Source organism: Oryzihumus sp., from assembly GCF_036391795.1.
Taxonomy (GTDB): domain Bacteria; phylum Actinomycetota; class Actinomycetes; order Actinomycetales; family Dermatophilaceae; genus Oryzihumus.
In genome coordinates this window covers 1-15,184 of record NZ_DASVZH010000229.1, presented here as the reverse complement: position 1 = coordinate 15,184, position 15,184 = coordinate 1, and the positions used below count along the sequence as shown (strand labels likewise).

Genomic DNA, 15,184 nt, shown 5'->3' with positions numbered 1-15,184 from the left:
CGCCACGTTCGTCGCCCAGTCCCCATGCTCCCGGCTGCGCGGACGCTCCACCCGCACCTCATCCGGCACGACGACGGTCAGCTCGCCCGCCTCCACGGCGGCAACGAGCGCGGAGCGGATGGCCAGCGCAAGCTCTTCGGGGGTCACGCGGCCCAGCCTAAAGGGGCAGGTGAGCGCCTCGGCGTGGTGCCCTCGCGGGGTCCTAGACCCGCCCGCCCACGGCGAGGATGCCGATGAGCGCGAGCAGCTCGTCGGGCTCGAACGGCTTGGCGATGAACCCGTCGACCCCGGCCTGCTCGGCCTGGGCACGGTGGTGGGACTGCACCGACGCGGTGACCATGATGATCGGGATGTCCATCAGCCGCGGGTCCGCGCGGATCATCGAGACGGTCCACCAGCCGTCGCGCCGTGGCATCAGCGCGTCGACGGTGATGACGTCCGGCAGCGGCTGCGAGGTGTCGGCGAGGATCTCCAGCGCCTCCTCGCCGTCGCGCGCCTCGATCACCTCGTATCCCTCGAGCTCCAGGTTCACCCGGATCAGTGTGCGGATCTGGTCGGTGTCGTCGACGACGAGGATGCGACCGCTCCCCTCGGCATCGTGATAGCCGTACCTCGCGCTGCTGCTGCGACCCGGCCCGCCCCATTCCATGAAACCCACCCTAGGCTGCTAACCTCATCCGGCGCGCTCGATCCGGGTCGGAAACCCTTCCGGCAGCGGTCGTTGGCCCCCGTAGCTCAGGGGATAGAGCACCGCCCTCCGGAGGCGGGAGCGCAGGTTCGAATCCTGCCGGGGGCACCACGCGCACGAGGACCCCTCGCCCACCAGAGCGAGGGGTCCTCTCGCATGTATGCCGTGCCCCGCCCGCGCCGCGCGTCATCGCTGGCTGGCGTCGCTGACCTCGCCGACGAGCTCCTCCAGCACGTCCTCGAGGAAGACGACGCCCTGGTTGGTGCCGTCGGTGTCGACGACCCGGGCCAGGTGGGCGCCGGTGCGCTGCATGGTGGCGAGCACGTCCTCGACCTCGTCGCCGGGAGCCACCGTGGCCAGCCGACGGACCCGCTTGAGCGGCACCGGCTGGGTGTGTTCCGCCTCGTCGGCGTAGAGCACGTCCTTGAGGTGCAGGTAGCCGGCGAGGTCGCCGGAGGCGTCGGTGAAGGGGTAGCGGGAGAAGCCGTGGCGGGCGACGAGGCGCTCGACGTCGTCGGGCGTGGCCCCGATCGGCAGCGTGACCAGCTGGTCCAGCGGCACCGCCACCTCACCGGCGACCCGGTCGCTGAACTCGATCGCCCCGCGGACCATGCCGTGCCGCTCGCCCTCGATCAGCCCCTCCCGGTGGCTCTCGGCGACGATGTGCTGGACCTCCTCCGCGGTGAACGCCGAGGCGATCTCGTCCTTGGGCTCGACGCCGACCAGGCGCACGAAGGTCTTGGCCACGCCCTCCATCAGGCGGATCACCGGCCGCAGCCCCCGGGCGATGTAGAGCAGCGGCGGGGCCAGGGCGAGCGCGGCCTTGTCCGGTCCGGCGATGGCCAGGTTCTTGGGCACCATCTCGCCGACCACGACGTGCAGGTAGGCCACGAGCAGCAGGGCCAGGACCAGGGCGATCGGGTCGGCGGCGGACCCGGGCAGGTGCACCAGCTGCAGCACCGGCAGGATCAGCTCGTGCAGCGCCGACTCCGCCACGGCGCCGAGCCCGACCGAGCACAAGGTGATGCCGAGCTGGGCCGCGGTCAGGAGCGAGGCGATCTGCTCCAGCGCCTCCAGGCTGACCTGGGCGCGACGGCTGCCCGCCTCGGCCATCGGCTCGAGCTGCGAGCGCCGTGCCGCCATGACGGCGAACTCCGCGCCGACGAAGAAGGCGTTGCCCAGCAACAGGAAGAACGACAGCCACAGCGCGACGGACGGGCTCATGCTCGCTCCTCCGCCCGCTCGTCGGTATGCCGTGTGCCCGCCTCGTCGTCCGGCTCCGGCGGGTGCGGCGTGAACCTCAGCCGGTCCACGCGCCGCCCGTCCATGGCCTCCACCCGCAGGGTCCAGCCAGGGACCGTGACGGTGTCGCCGACGGCAGGGACGCGACCCAGCGCGGCCATGACGAAGCCACCGACGGTCTCGTAGGCCGGGCCCTCGGGCACGTCGGCGCCGAGGCGGTCGTGCACCTCGTCGGGCCGCCACAGGCCCGGCACGGTCCAGGAGCCGTCGGTCATCTCCCGTCCGGTGGTGCGGCTGCGGTCATGCTCGTCGCTGACCTCCCCGACGATCTCCTCGATGACGTCCTCGAGGGTCACCAGCCCCGACGTGCCGCCGTACTCGTCGACGACCACGGCGAGCTGCATGCCCGATCCGCGCAGCAGGAGAAGGAGGGGGTCGAGCCGGATCGTCTCGGGCACGAGGGTCGGGGCGATCATCAGCGCCGAGACCGGCACGTCCTCGCGCCGCTCGTGCGGCACGGCGATGGCGCGCTTGACGTGGACGAGGCCGTCGACGTCGTCCCAGTCCTCGCCGATGACGGGGAAGCGCGAGTGCCCGGTCCGCCGGGCCAGGCGCAGCACGTCGGCGGCCGAGGCGGTGCGCTCGATCGCGGTGCACCTCACCCGGGGGGTCATCACGTCGGCGGCGGTCTGCTCCCCGAAGTCCAGGGACCGGGTCACCAGGCGCGCGGTCGTCTCGTCGAGCGTGCCGGCCGCCGCGGAGCGGCGCACCAGCGAGGCGAGCTCCTGCGGGGTGCGGGCGCCGGAGAGCTCCTCCTGCGGGGTGATGCCGAAGATCTTGAGCACCAGGTTGGCCGAGCCGTTGAGCACGATGATCAGCGGGCGGGTCACCACCGAGAAGATGCGCACCGGCAACGCGACGAGCTTGGCCACCCCGAGCGGCTCGGAGATGCCGAGGAACTGCGGGACGAGCTCGCCGAACACCATCGAGAACACCGTGGCGAGGAAGAGCGCCAGCCCGGCGGACACCGGATCCACCGCGGCCGCCGGCACCCCGAGAGCGGCGACCGGGGTGGCGAGGAGCCGGCCCACCGAGGGTTCGGCGATGTAGCCCAGGACCAGGGTGGTCAGGGTGATGCCGACCTGCGAGGCCGACAGCTGGGTCGACAGCTGCCGCAGCGACGACAGCACCCTCCGCGCGGCGTGGTCCCCCTCGTCGACGGCGCGCTGCACGGTGGGCTTGTCGAGCGCGACGAAGGAGAACTCCGCGGCGACGAAGACCGCCGTGCCGAACGTCAACGCCACGCCGGCGAGGACCAGCAGCCATTCGGTCATAGTGCGTCCCATCCTAGAGAGCAGCCGGCCCCGCGGCGGGGTCCCGGCCTGCGGGATGACCCTGAGATCCCCCTGAGATCAGCCGAAATGCCGGGGTCCCGCGCCCCCACCCGTGGTGGGATGAGCGCCATGAGCGAGACCGGGGACCAGACATGACCACGACCGCAGCACCCCAGCAGGGCACCCGCATCGAGGTGCACGAGCTGACCAAGCGCTTCGGGAGCTTCACCGCCGTCGACCGGCTCAGCTTCAGCGTCGAGCCGGGCAGGATCACCGGGTTCCTCGGCCCCAACGGCGCCGGCAAGACGACGACGCTGCGCATGCTGCTCGGCCTCGTCCGCCCCACCGCGGGCACGGCCACCATCGGCGGGCAGCGCTACCACGACCTGTCCGACCCCCAACGGGTCGTCGGCTCGGCGCTGGAGGCCACCAACTTCCACCCGGGACGGACCGGGCGCGACCACCTGCGCGTCCTCGCGGACACCGCGGGCATCGAGACCCGCCGGGTGGACGAGCTGCTGGAGCTGGTCGGCATCCCGGCCGCGGCGCGCAAGCGGGCCGGCGGCTACTCCATGGGCATGCGTCAGCGCCTCGGCCTGGCCGCCGCCCTGCTCGGCGACCCGCGGGTGCTCATCCTCGACGAACCGGCCAACGGACTGGATCCCGAGGGCATCCGCTGGCTGCGCCTCTTCCTGCGCCACCTGAGCGGCCAGGGCAGGACGGTGCTCATCTCCAGCCACATGCTGCAGGAGGTGGAGCAGACGGTCGACGACGTCGTCATCATCGCCAACGGCCGCCTCGTGCGGCAGGGCGCGATGGCCGACCTGCATGGAGAGAAGCGGGCTGTCGTGCGCACCACCGACGCCGCGGCGCTGGCACGGGCGCTGCTCGACGCCGGCATCACCGCCGACCCGGCCACCGACGGCCAGCTCGACGTCCACACCGGTGACCTCGCCCGCGTCGGCGACGTCGCCCTCGCCGCCGGGCTGCCCGTGCACGAGCTGCGCGCGCACCAGACCGACCTCGAGGCGCTGTTCTTCCAGCTGACCGAGGACCCGGCCAACCGCAACCGCAACCTGGACGGCTCACCCGACCCCGTCACCCCGCCCGGCGGCACGCCCGCCCCGACCGAGAGCGCGGTGCGCTGATGAACGGCGCGATCAGGTCCGAGTTCCGCAAGATCTTCACGACGCGCCTGTGGTGGGGCATGGGCATCGGCATCGTCGTCGTGGGTGGTGGCCTCGCGGCCGTCCTCGGTGGCCTCGCCGGGCAGGGCGAGGGCCAGAACGCCCTGCCTGCCCTCGACAAGCCTGGCATGGTCACCACCGTCTACACCGCGGGCCTGAGCCTGGCCTACCTGCTCACCCTGGCCATCGGCGTCATGGTGATCGGCGCGGAGTACCGGCACAAGACGATCACCGCGACCTTCCTGTCCACCCCGCGCCGCGTCCACGTGATGCTCGCCAAGGTCGTCGCGCTGCTCGGCGTCGGCGCGTTCTACGGCGTGCTGTTCTGCCTGAGCTCGGTCGGAGTCGGCGCCTCCGTCATCAAGCTCCGCGGGTTTGACCCGTTTCCGGCCGGTGAGCACGTGTGGCGCACCCTCGCGCTGAGCCTGCTGGCGCTGGGCCTCTGGGCGCTCATCGGCCTGGGTGCCGGCATCCTCATCAGCAACCAGGTCGCGGCGCTGCTCATCTCGATCGGCATCGCCTGGATCGGTCAGTCGCTGATGTCGCTGGCCTTCCTCGCGCTGCACTGGACGACCGCCAACGAGCTGCTGCCGGCCAACGCCACCAACGCCATGGTCTCGGGTCTCTCACGGGGCTTCGGGGGCGAGTCGGTGGACCAGCTGAGCTGGTGGGGCGGGGCCCTCGTCCTGGCCGCGTATGCCGCGGTACTGGCCGGCGTCGGGTCGTTCCTGACGGTGCGCCGTGACGTGACCTAACTCGCCCCTGACGGAGGGGATGGCGACGGCGTGGCCCCCGGCCTGCGGGGATAGGCTGGGGGCCACCCGTAGTGATCGTCACCGTCGACGCGATGAAAGAGGCGATGTTCGCCGTGTCCGCCCAGCCACCGACCAACGACCCCCTGGCAGCTTTCGGACCCAACGAGTGGCTCGTGGACGAGCTGTACCAGCAGTACCTGCAGGACAAGAACTCGGTGGACAAGGCGTGGTGGGAGTTCTTCGCCGACTACCAGCCGACCGACGGCCGGCCGGCGGGCGCCAACGGCTCGGCGGCCACTTCCGCTCCCGCCACCCCCGCTCCCGCCGCGGTCCCGGCCGCCCCGGCCCCCGCCAAGGCCGCACCCGCCCCGGCCGCACCCGTCGAGGCGCCGGCCGAGCCCAAGGCCGCCGAAGCGGCCAAGCCCACCCCGCGTGACGCCCCCGCGGTCAAGCCCACCGGCCCCACCAGCGAGGACGAGACGGTGCCGCTGCGTGGCCCGGCCGCCCGCGTCGTGACCAACATGGAGAGCAGCCTCGCCGTCCCGACGGCGACCAGCGTGCGGGCCGTGCCCGCCAAGCTGCTGATCGACAACCGCGTGGTCATCAACAACCACCTGCAGCGCAGCCGCGGCGGCAAGGTCAGCTTCACCCACCTCATCGGCTACGCCGTGGTCAAGGCCCTGGCCGTCATGCCGGAGATGAACAACGGCTACACCGAGAAGGACGGCAAGCCGGCGCTGGTCCGCCCGGCGCACGTCAACCTCGGCCTCGCGATCGACATCGCCAAGCCCGACGGCACCCGCCAGCTGCTCGTGCCGAGCATCAAGGCCGCCGAGGCCATGGACTTCGCGCACTTCTGGACGGCCTACGAGGACGTCGTGCGCAAGGCCCGCAACAACAAGCTGACCGTCGACGACTTCGCGGGCACCACGATCAGCCTGACCAACCCGGGCACCATCGGGACGGTGCACTCGGTGCCGCGCCTGATGTCGGGCCAGGGCACGATCGTCGGCGTCGGTTCGCTGGACTACCCCGCCGAGTGGCAGGGCGCCAACCAGGAGACGATCAACCGCAACGCCGTCAGCAAGATCCTCACGCTGACCAGCACCTACGACCACCGGATCATCCAGGGCGCGCAGTCCGGCGACTTCCTGCGCATCGTCAACGCGTTGCTGCTCGGCGAGAACGGCTTCTACGACGAGATCTTCGAGTCGCTGCGCATCCCCTACGAGCCGGTGCGCTGGGTCCGCGACATCTCCGCCAGCCACGACGACGACGTCAACAAGACGGCCCGCGTGCAGGAGCTCATCCACGCCTACCGCGTGCGCGGCCACCTCATGGCCGACACCGACCCGCTGGAGTACCGCCAGCGCCGCCACCCCGACCTCGACGTCACCACGCACGGCCTGACCCTGTGGGACCTCGAGCGCGACTTCGCCACCGGCGGCTTCGGTGGCCAGCCGATGCTCAAGCTGCGCAAGATCCTCGGCATCCTGCGTGACTCCTACTGCCGCACCGTCGGCGTGGAGTACATGCACATCCAGGACCCCGAGCAGCGCAAGTGGATCCAGTCCAAGATCGAGGTCCCCTACGCCAAGACCTCCGCGGACGAGCAGCTGCGCATCCTGCGCCGGCTCAACGCCGCCGAGGCGTTCGAGACGTTCCTGCAGACCAAGTTCGTGGGCCAGAAGCGGTTCAGCCTCGAGGGCGGCGAGTCCGTCATCGCGCTGCTCGACCGCATCCTGTGCCGCGCCGCCGGTGACGGCCTCGACGAGGTCTGCATCGGCATGCCGCACCGTGGCCGCCTCAACGTGCTGGCCAACATCGCCGGCAAGTCCTACGGCCAGATCTTCCGCGAGTTCGAGGGCGCCCAGGACCCGAAGTCGGTCCAGGGCTCCGGCGACGTGAAGTACCACCTCGGCACCGAGGGCGAGTTCATCTCCGAGGACGGCGGCAAGACCAAGGTCTACCTGGCCGCCAACCCGTCCCACCTGGAGGCGGTCAACCCGGTCCTCGAGGGCATCGTCCGCGCCAAGCAGGACCGGCTCGACCTCGCCGGCGAGGACTTCACCGTGCTGCCGGTGCTGATGCACGGCGACGCGGCCTTCGCCGGCCAGGGCGTCGTGGCCGAGACGCTCAACCTGAGCCAGCTGCGCGGCTACCGCACCGGCGGCACAATCCACGTGGTCATCAACAACCAGGTCGGGTTCACCACGAGCCCGTCCTCCTCGCGCTCGTCGTTCTACTCCACCGACGTCGCGCGGATGATCCAGGCGCCGATCTTCCACGTCAACGGTGACGACCCCGAGGCCTGCGTGCGCGTGGCCGAGCTCGCCTTCGAGTTCCGCCAGCAGTTCAACAAGGACGTCGTCATCGACATGGTGTGCTACCGCCGCCGTGGCCACAACGAGGGCGACGACCCGTCGATGACCCAGCCGCTGATGTACAACCTCATCGAGGCCAAGCGCTCGGTCCGCAAGCTCTACACCGAGTCCCTCATCGGCCGTGGCGACATCACGGTCGAGGATGCCGAGGCGGCGCTGCGCGACTACCAGCAGCAGCTCGAGCGGGTCTTCGTGGAGACCAAGGAGGCCACCAAGGCCGCCGCGACGTCCAACCACACCGAGGTCCCCGGCACCGACACCGAGGGCCACGGCGGCCTGGAGCGCCCGTCCGCGCAGGAGGCCGACGAGGCCGCCCCGGTGCGCCGCGTCGACACGGCCATCCCGGCCGAGGAGATGCAGCACATCGGCGACGCGTTCGTGAACATGCCCGAGGGCTTCACGGTGCACCCCAAGCTGCACCAGCTCATGGAGAAGCGCGCCGAGATGGTGCGCAAGGGCGGCATCGACTGGGCCATGGGCGAGCTGCTCGCCTTCGGCTCGCTCCTCAAGGAGGGCGTCCCGGTCCGCCTCGCCGGCCAGGACTCCCGCCGCGGCACGTTCGTGCAGCGCCACGCGGTGCTCATCGACAAGGTGACCGCCGAGGAGTGGACGCCGCTGCTCTACCTCGGTGAGGGCCAGGCCCGCTTCTGGGTCTACGACTCGCTGCTTTCCGAGTACGCCGCGATGGGCTTCGAGTACGGCTACTCGGTCGAGCGTCCCGACGCGCTGGTCCTGTGGGAGGCGCAGTTCGGCGACTTCTTCAACGGCGCGCAGACGATCGTCGACGAGTTCATCTCCTCCTCCGAGCAGAAGTGGGGGCAGCGCTCCTCGGTCGTGCTGCTGCTGCCTCACGGCTACGAGGGCCAGGGCCCGGACCACTCCTCCGCCCGCATCGAGCGCTTCCTGCAGATGTGCGCCGAGGACAACATGACGGTGGCCTACCCCTCCACCCCGGCGTCCTACTTCCACCTGCTGCGCCGCCAGGCCTACACCCGCCCGCGCCGGCCGCTCATCGTCTTCACCCCGAAGTCGATGCTGCGCCTCAAGGCCGCGGCCTCCCCGGTCGAGGACTTCACGCAGGGCACGTTCCGTCCGGTGCTGCCCGACCGTGGCGCCCCGGAGCCCGGCGGCGTGACCCGCGTGCTGCTCGCCTCGGGCAAGGTCGTCTACGACCTCGAGGCCGAGCGCACCAAGCGCAGCGACCAGACGACGGCGATCGTGCGCGTCGAGCAGCTCGCCCCGCTGCCGGGCACCGAGATCGCCGAGGCGGTCAAGGCCTACCCGGGTGCCGAGCTGGTGTGGGTCCAGGACGAGCCGGCCAACCAGGGCGCGTGGCCGTTCATGGCGCTCAACCTGCCGCAGGCCCTGGCCGAGCAGGGCGAGACCCGCGGGCTGCGCGTCGTCTCCCGTCGCGCCTCCGCCTCGCCGGCGACCGGGTCCAGCAAGAAGCACGCCGTCGAGCAGGCCGAGCTGATCGCCCGCGCGTTCGACCGCTGACCGGCATACCAGCCGCCCGCTGACAGGGGCGGGGACCGCAGCTCGCGGGCCCCGCCCCTCGTCGTATGCCGGGTCGCGCCGCCGCGCGACCGGGTGCGCGCCCGCGGCTAGGGTGAGGCCCACGTGCCTCCGCGTCACCTCCGGGCGCGACGAGCAGCACCGACAGCACGGCACGTCCCGAAGCGAGGCACCATGACCCACCTGCACGCCGCCCCGAGCCCGGCCGCCGCCGAGGGCCCCGACATCGCCGACGTCGTGCGCTCAGGCGCGTTCAGCACCCGGGTCCAGCCCGTCGTCGAGTGCGAGTCGGGCCGGCTCGTGGGCTACGAGGCGGTCCAGCGGGCCGACGGCGACGCCATCCTGCGCCACCCGATTGCCCTGACCGAGGCCGTGGCGGGCCACCCGGCCGCCGGGGAGCTCGACACGACCCGGCGCCGGCATGCGATGGAGGCGGTGGCGGCGCTCGGCTTCGGCCACGCCGACTACACGCGGGTATTCCTGGACGCCTCCGCCGAGTCGTTCGAGACGCTGCCGGACGACGAGTGGCTCCGCGAACGGCTCGTGCTCCAGCTCGACAGCCTGCGCGTGCTCACCCACCCGGCGACCTCCCTGCGGGCAGCCGAGCAGGCCCGTCGGCACGGCTGGACCGTCGCGCTGCGGGCGGTGGGTGCCACCCCGGCGACCCTGGCGACCCTGCCGCTGCTCGACCCCGAGGTCGTGCGCCTCGACGAGAGCGTCCTGCACAGCCGCGACCTGCGCCACCAGGCCGACGTGCTCCACGCGGTCCGCGCGCACACCGCCGCGACCGGCAGCCTCGTCCTGGCCGAGGGCGTCACCACCCCGGCCGACGAGAACACCGTGCGGATGCTCGGCGCCCACCTGGCGGCCGGCCCGCTCTACGACCCGCACGGGGATCGTGCCGGGGCGCGGGGCCGGCTGACCGCGATGCTCGGCGGCCGGGCCGCCGCCCTGCTGGAGACCCACGACAGCCCCTACACCCTCGTCACCCGCACGCACTCCCCGCGCGTGGCGGACAAGCGCTTCCTGGTCGAGCTCAGCAAGACGCTGGAGGCGCAGGCGCTGGACGCCGACGGTGCCGCCATCGTGCTGTCCTCCTTCCAGCACGCGCGACACCTCACCCCGTCCACGATCGGCCGCTACGAGCAGCTGGCCCGCGCCGGGTCGCTGGTGGCCATGCTCGGCACCGGCGTCGACACCCCGCCCGTGGCCGGCGCGCGGCACGCCCCGCTCGACCCCGCCGACCCGCTGCAGCGGGAGTGGACGCTGGTCGTCATCACCCCCACCTGGGCGACGCTGCTGACGGCGCACGACTTCGGCGACACCGGTCGGCCGGAGGCGGACCGGCGGTTCAACTTCGTCCTCACCCACGACCGTGACCTGGCCGTGGCCGCCTCCCGCAGCCTGCTCTCGCGGGTCTGGGAGGGCCACCAGGACCCCCTGCCGCGCCGGGTCGGCCGCCGGCGGCGGATGGTCTCCTGACCATCGGCCGGCATGCCGTCGTCCCGTGCACCGGTTCGGGCGATAGCCTCCGAACGTGTACTTCACCGACCGGGGCATCGAGGAGCTGGCGCAGCGACGGGGCGAGGAGGAGGTCAGCCTGGAGTGGCTGGCCGACCAGCTGCGGACGTTCGTCGACCTGAACCCCGAGTTCGAGACCCCCATCGAGCGCTTCGCCACCTGGCTGGCGCGGCTCGACGACGACGAGGACTGAGCAGCGTGAGCTTTGTGGACCACTTCGCCGACGAGGTCGCGCACGACATCCCGACCGAGTTCGCCCCCACCACCGAGTTCCACGTGCCCGAGGGCCCGCGGGACATCGGGCTGGTGTTCATCGGCGACTCCTACGTCGCCGGCTACGGCGACCCCAAGGGCCTGGGCTGGGTCTCCCGGGTCGTGGGCCGCACCTCCCACCCGGACGTGGACCTCACGGCATACAACCTGGGCGTGCGCGGCGACGCCTCCACGGACGTCCTGGCCCGCTGGGGCGCGGAGTGCCGTCCGCGCTGGACCGAGCGGGCCGAGCGGCGGCTGGTCATCGGGGTCGGCGCCAACGACGTGCGCAACGGTATGACCACCGCCCGCCTGCGGCTGTCCCTGGCCAACATCCTCGACGACGCCGCGGCCGCAGGCATCGCGACGTTCGTGGTGGGGCCGACGCCCACCCTGGACCACGACTTCAACGACCGGCTCGAGGTCGTCGTCGAGGCCCAGGCCGACGTCTGCTCACGCCGCTTGGTCCCCTACGTCGACTGCTTCCACCCCCTGCTGGGGCACGAGCAGTGGCAGGCCGACCTGTTCGCCGGCGACGGCTGGCACCCGGGGCAGGCCGGCTACGGCCTGATCGCCTGGCTGGTGCTGCACGGCGGCTGGGGCCGCTGGCTGCTCATCGAGGACTGACCGCCTCCCCGCGCGCCGCGCCCACCGACCTCGCCGAACTGGGACGTTGCTGCCCCTTCACCCGCGGTATAGGGGCGGCAACGTCCAGTTCGGCGTTCAGGGGCACAGGGGCCCCGTCTCGGGGTCGTCGTCGACGAACCCTTGCACTCGCGATACATCGCGATATAACGTGACTGCACCAGACGCGATATAACGCGTCGACCAGACCTCAGCAAGGGAGCGGGGCATGGCAGAGCAGTGGGAGATCGACGGACCCAAGGTCCTCGACATCGGCGGCGAGGGTGAGACGGTCCTCAGGCTCAAGGTGGGCCTGGTCGGCGGCCACGTCGACATCGTCACGCACGACGACTCGAGCACGGCACGACTGGAGGTCCACGAGGTGACCGGGCGGCCGCTACAGGTCACGTGGACCGGTTCGACCCTGAGGGTCAGCCACGTCCCGGAGGACGGCGACAACCTGTTCGAGACCCTCAAGCAGCGCTTCGCCTCGCTGGGCAACCAGCGGCTCAGCGCCCGCGTGAGCCTGTCGGTGCCGTCCACGGCCGAGGTCAGTGTGAGCACCGTGAGCGCGGACGCGCTGGTCAACGGGGTGCGGGCCGAGGTCAGGGCCAACACCGTCTCGGGCGGGCTGACCCTGGACGACATCGCCGGTGACGTCAGGGCCAACACCGTCAGCGGCGAGGTGGAGTGCCACGGCCTGTCCGGCAACTTCACCGGCAAGTCGGTCAGCGGCCCGGTCACGGTCCAGGCCAGCCGGCTCGGCGCGATCAAGCTCAACACGGTCAGCGGCGACATCGCGCTGGACCTCACCAGCGGAGCCGCCCAGATCAGCTCCAACTCGGTCTCCGGCGACGTCACGGTGCGCATCCCGGCGGGCGGTGGCTTCGACGTGACGGCACACACCGCCTCGGGCCAGGTCGTCATCGACGGCAAGCGGGTCACCCTCCCGGGCTCGAAGCGACCGGGCGGCCAGCTCAGCGAGGGCGACCGGGCGCTGGCGATCAAGGCCAATGCGATCTCCGGCAACGTCGTCGTGCTGCGCGCCGCCGGGGGCGCCGCCCCGCAGGACAGGCCGCAGGACAGCCCCCGCGACACCCCCCAGGACATGCCGCAGGACATCCCCGGCGACACCGAGAGCGCCGCCGGATGAGCCCGGTCTTCGCCCACGGACAGCTGCGCCTCTACCTGCTCGCCCTGCTCGAGGAGGGGCCGCGGCACGGCTACGAGATCATCCGCGCCCTCGAGGAGCGGTTCAACGGGCTCTACTCCCCCAGCGCCGGCACGGTCTACCCGCGCCTGGCCAAGCTCGAGGAGGAGGGACTGGTCGAGCGCTCCGAGGAGGGCCGCAAGGCGACCTACCGGATCACCGACGCGGGCCGCGCGGAGGTGCAGGCACGCCAGCTCGACCTGGCCGACCTGCAGCAGGACCTGGACCACTCGGTCCGCGAGCTGGCCCAGCAGGTGCGCTCCCGCGTCCACGGCAGCGCCACCGACCTGCGGGCCGAGCTCAAGGCGGCGGCCAAGGAGGCCCGGGCCAACGCCACCCCCGCCGGCACGGCCTACGACGCGGCCTGGCCGCTGGGTGACTGGAGCAGCGGCCCCGCCGCCCGCGACATCGAGGCCGCGATCAACGCCTTCCGCCACGACGTGCGCGACGCCGTGCGCCGGGTGCAGGCCGACAGCCAGAAGCGGCAGGAGGTGCTCGACATCCTGCACGACGCCGCGGGCCGCATCCGGGAGGTGCTGCAGCGCCGCTGAGGCTCAGGTGGTGATGACGACCTTGCCGAAGAGGTCTCCGGCGACCATCTTCTCGAAGCCGGCGCGGGCGTCGGCGAGGGCGAACTCGGAGTCGACGGCCGGGGAGATCCCCCGGCTGTCGACGAGCCGGGCCAGGCGCTCCAGCTCCTGGCGGTTGCCCATCGTCGACCCGACCACCCGCAGCTGCTTGAAGTAGATCTTGGTCAGCTCCGCCTTGGCCGGTGCGTCGCCGGAGGTGGCGCCGGAGATGACGACGGTGCCACCGGGGCGCAGCGAGTTGACCGAGTGCGACCAGGTCGCCGCGCCCACGGTCTCCATCACGGCGTCGACCCGCTCGGGCAGCCGGACCCCGGGCTCGAAGACCGCGTCGGCCCCGATCTCCAGCGCGCGGGCCCGCTTGGCCTCGTCGCGGCTGGTCGCCCACACCCGGTAGCCGGTGGCCGCCCCGAGCTGGATCAGTGCGGTGGCCACTCCCCCGCCGGCGCCCTGCACCAGCACGGTCGCGCCCGGCGTCAGGCCGGCACTGGAGAACAGCATCCGGTATGCCGTGAGCCAGGCCGTGCTCAGGCACGCCGCGGTGTGCCAGTCGAGTCCGGCCGGCTTGGGCACCAGGTTGGCCGTGGGCACGAGGACCTTCTCGGCGAGGGTGCCGTCGTGCAGCTCGGACAGCAGCGTGCGGCGCGGGTCGAGGGTCTCGTCGCCGTGCCAGCCCTCGCTGGCGACCACCGCGTGGACGATGACCTCGTTGCCCTCCTCGTCCAGGCCTGCGCCGTCGCAGCCCAGCACCATCGGCAGCCGGTCGGCCGGCAGGCCGACGCCCTTGAGCGACCAGACGTCGTGGTGGTTCAGACCGGCCGCCTTGAGCGTGACGACGGACCAGCCAGGGCGCGGCTCGGGATCGGGGCGTTCCCCGATCACCAGGCCCGACAGCGGGTCGGAGGCGGACTGGCTGGCGGCGTAGGCGGCGAGCATGTCCCGACCCTAGCCAAGCCGGTCAGGCGAGGCTCGCCACGGCCGCGGCGACGGCAGGCGCGCACCGCTCGTCGAAGACGCTGGGCACGATCTCGTCCGCCGTGGGCTCCTCGACCAGGTCCGCGATGGCATGCGCGGCCGCCACCTTCATGGCCTCGGTGACCTGCGGGATGCCGGCGTCGAGCGCGCCGCGGAAGATCCCGGGGAAGGCCAGCACGTTGTTGATCTGGTTCGGGAAGTCGGAGCGTCCGGTGGCGACGACGGCGGCATACCGCGAGGCGACGCTGGGGTGCACCTCCGGGTCGGGGTTGGCCAGGGCGAAGATGACCGATCCCGGGGCCATGCGGGCGACGTCGGCCTCGGGCACCAAGCCGCCGGAGACGCCGACGAACACGTCGGCGTCCACGAGGGCGTCGGCCAGCGAGCCGGTCAGCCCGCGGGGGTTGGTCGTCGCCGCGAGGCGGTGCTTGTGCTCGGCGAGGTCCGAGCGGCGCGGGGAGATGATGCCGCGGGAGTCGCAGACCACGATGTCGCCGATGCCGGCCCGGCTCAGCAGCCGCGCGACGGCGACGCCGGCCGCGCCGGCGCCGGAGATGACCACCCGCAGCGAGGCCAGCGGGCGGCCCACCACGCGGGCGGCGTTGACCAGCCCGGCGAGCACCACGACCGCGGTGCCGTGCTGGTCGTCGTGGAAGACAGGGATGTCGAGGCGCTCCTGCAGCCGGCGCTCGATCTCGAAGCAGCGCGGCGCGGAGATGTCCTCGAGGTTGATCCCGCCGTAGGTGGGGGCGATCCGGGCGATGGCGTCGACGAGCTCGTCCACCGTGCCGGACTCCATGCAGACCGGCACGGCGTCGACGCCGGCGAAGTGCTTGAACAGCACCGCCTTGCCCTCCATGACGGGCATCGCCGCGAGCGGCCCGATGTCGCCCAGGCCGAGCACCGCCGT

Annotated in this window: 13 protein-coding genes and 1 tRNA gene; 9 read left to right on the top strand and 5 right to left on the bottom strand. The window is 72.2% G+C overall.

Going from position 1 to position 15,184, the window contains the following annotated elements; translation table 11 throughout:
- Positions 1-202: 202 nt before the first annotated feature.
- Entirely contained in the window at positions 203-649 is a 447-nt protein-coding gene (locus tag VF825_RS14135; RefSeq protein WP_331114383.1) for a response regulator, read from the bottom strand.
- Positions 650-724: 75 nt separating this feature from the next.
- Here VF825_RS14135 and VF825_RS14130 point away from each other — a divergent pair.
- Positions 725-799 (top strand) — tRNA-Arg (locus tag VF825_RS14130).
- A gap of 75 nt (positions 800-874) precedes the next feature.
- Here VF825_RS14130 and VF825_RS14125 read toward each other — a convergent pair.
- Positions 875-1,912, bottom strand: a complete 1,038-nt coding sequence (locus VF825_RS14125) for a hemolysin family protein (RefSeq protein ID WP_331114381.1) — start codon at positions 1,910-1,912, stop codon at positions 875-877.
- Positions 1,909-3,264, bottom strand: coding sequence for a hemolysin family protein (locus VF825_RS14120; RefSeq protein ID WP_331114379.1), 1,356 nt, complete (start codon positions 3,262-3,264; stop codon positions 1,909-1,911). Before VF825_RS14120 ends, VF825_RS14125 begins: the two co-directional genes overlap by 4 nt.
- Before the next feature lie 152 nt (positions 3,265-3,416).
- Here VF825_RS14120 and VF825_RS14115 point away from each other — a divergent pair, with 152 nt between their 5' ends.
- The 8 genes from VF825_RS14115 (at position 3,417) to VF825_RS14080 (ending at position 13,263) form a co-directional block, all read left to right on the top strand.
- Positions 3,417-4,412: an ABC transporter ATP-binding protein gene (locus VF825_RS14115; RefSeq protein WP_331114377.1), complete on the top strand. Its 996-nt coding sequence runs from the start codon at positions 3,417-3,419 to the stop codon at positions 4,410-4,412.
- Positions 4,412-5,206: an ABC transporter permease gene (locus tag VF825_RS14110; RefSeq protein WP_331114375.1), complete on the top strand. Its 795-nt coding sequence runs from the start codon at positions 4,412-4,414 to the stop codon at positions 5,204-5,206. Before VF825_RS14115 ends, VF825_RS14110 begins: the two co-directional genes overlap by 1 nt.
- A 92-nt stretch (positions 5,207-5,298) precedes the next feature.
- Positions 5,299-9,087 (top strand): multifunctional oxoglutarate decarboxylase/oxoglutarate dehydrogenase thiamine pyrophosphate-binding subunit/dihydrolipoyllysine-residue succinyltransferase subunit, encoded by a 3,789-nt coding sequence (locus VF825_RS14105; protein WP_331114372.1) that lies wholly within the window; start codon positions 5,299-5,301, stop codon positions 9,085-9,087.
- A 192-nt stretch (positions 9,088-9,279) separates the two neighbouring features.
- Positions 9,280-10,587: an EAL domain-containing protein gene (locus VF825_RS14100; protein WP_331114370.1), complete on the top strand. Its 1,308-nt coding sequence runs from the start codon at positions 9,280-9,282 to the stop codon at positions 10,585-10,587.
- Positions 10,588-10,642: 55 nt separating this feature from the next.
- On the top strand, positions 10,643-10,819 hold the full coding sequence (locus VF825_RS14095) for a DUF6104 family protein (RefSeq protein ID WP_185746166.1): 177 nt from the start codon (positions 10,643-10,645) through the stop codon (positions 10,817-10,819).
- 5 nt (positions 10,820-10,824) lie between these two features.
- A complete protein-coding gene (locus VF825_RS14090) occupies positions 10,825-11,505 on the top strand; it encodes a GDSL-type esterase/lipase family protein (RefSeq protein WP_331114367.1) in 681 nt (226 codons plus the stop codon).
- A gap of 226 nt (positions 11,506-11,731) precedes the next feature.
- Positions 11,732-12,655, top strand: coding sequence for a DUF4097 family beta strand repeat-containing protein (locus tag VF825_RS14085; RefSeq protein ID WP_331114365.1), 924 nt, complete (start codon positions 11,732-11,734; stop codon positions 12,653-12,655).
- Positions 12,652-13,263 (top strand): PadR family transcriptional regulator, encoded by a 612-nt coding sequence (locus tag VF825_RS14080; protein WP_331114363.1) that lies wholly within the window; start codon positions 12,652-12,654, stop codon positions 13,261-13,263. Before VF825_RS14085 ends, VF825_RS14080 begins: the two co-directional genes overlap by 4 nt.
- A gap of 3 nt (positions 13,264-13,266) precedes the next feature.
- Here VF825_RS14080 and VF825_RS14075 read toward each other — a convergent pair whose 3' ends face one another.
- Positions 13,267-14,235: a zinc-binding dehydrogenase gene (locus VF825_RS14075; RefSeq protein WP_331114361.1), complete on the bottom strand. Its 969-nt coding sequence runs from the start codon at positions 14,233-14,235 to the stop codon at positions 13,267-13,269.
- A 22-nt stretch (positions 14,236-14,257) separates the two neighbouring features.
- The coding region (locus VF825_RS14070; protein ID WP_331114359.1) for an NAD(P)-dependent malic enzyme at positions 14,258-15,184 on the bottom strand (927 nt) is incomplete at its 5' end.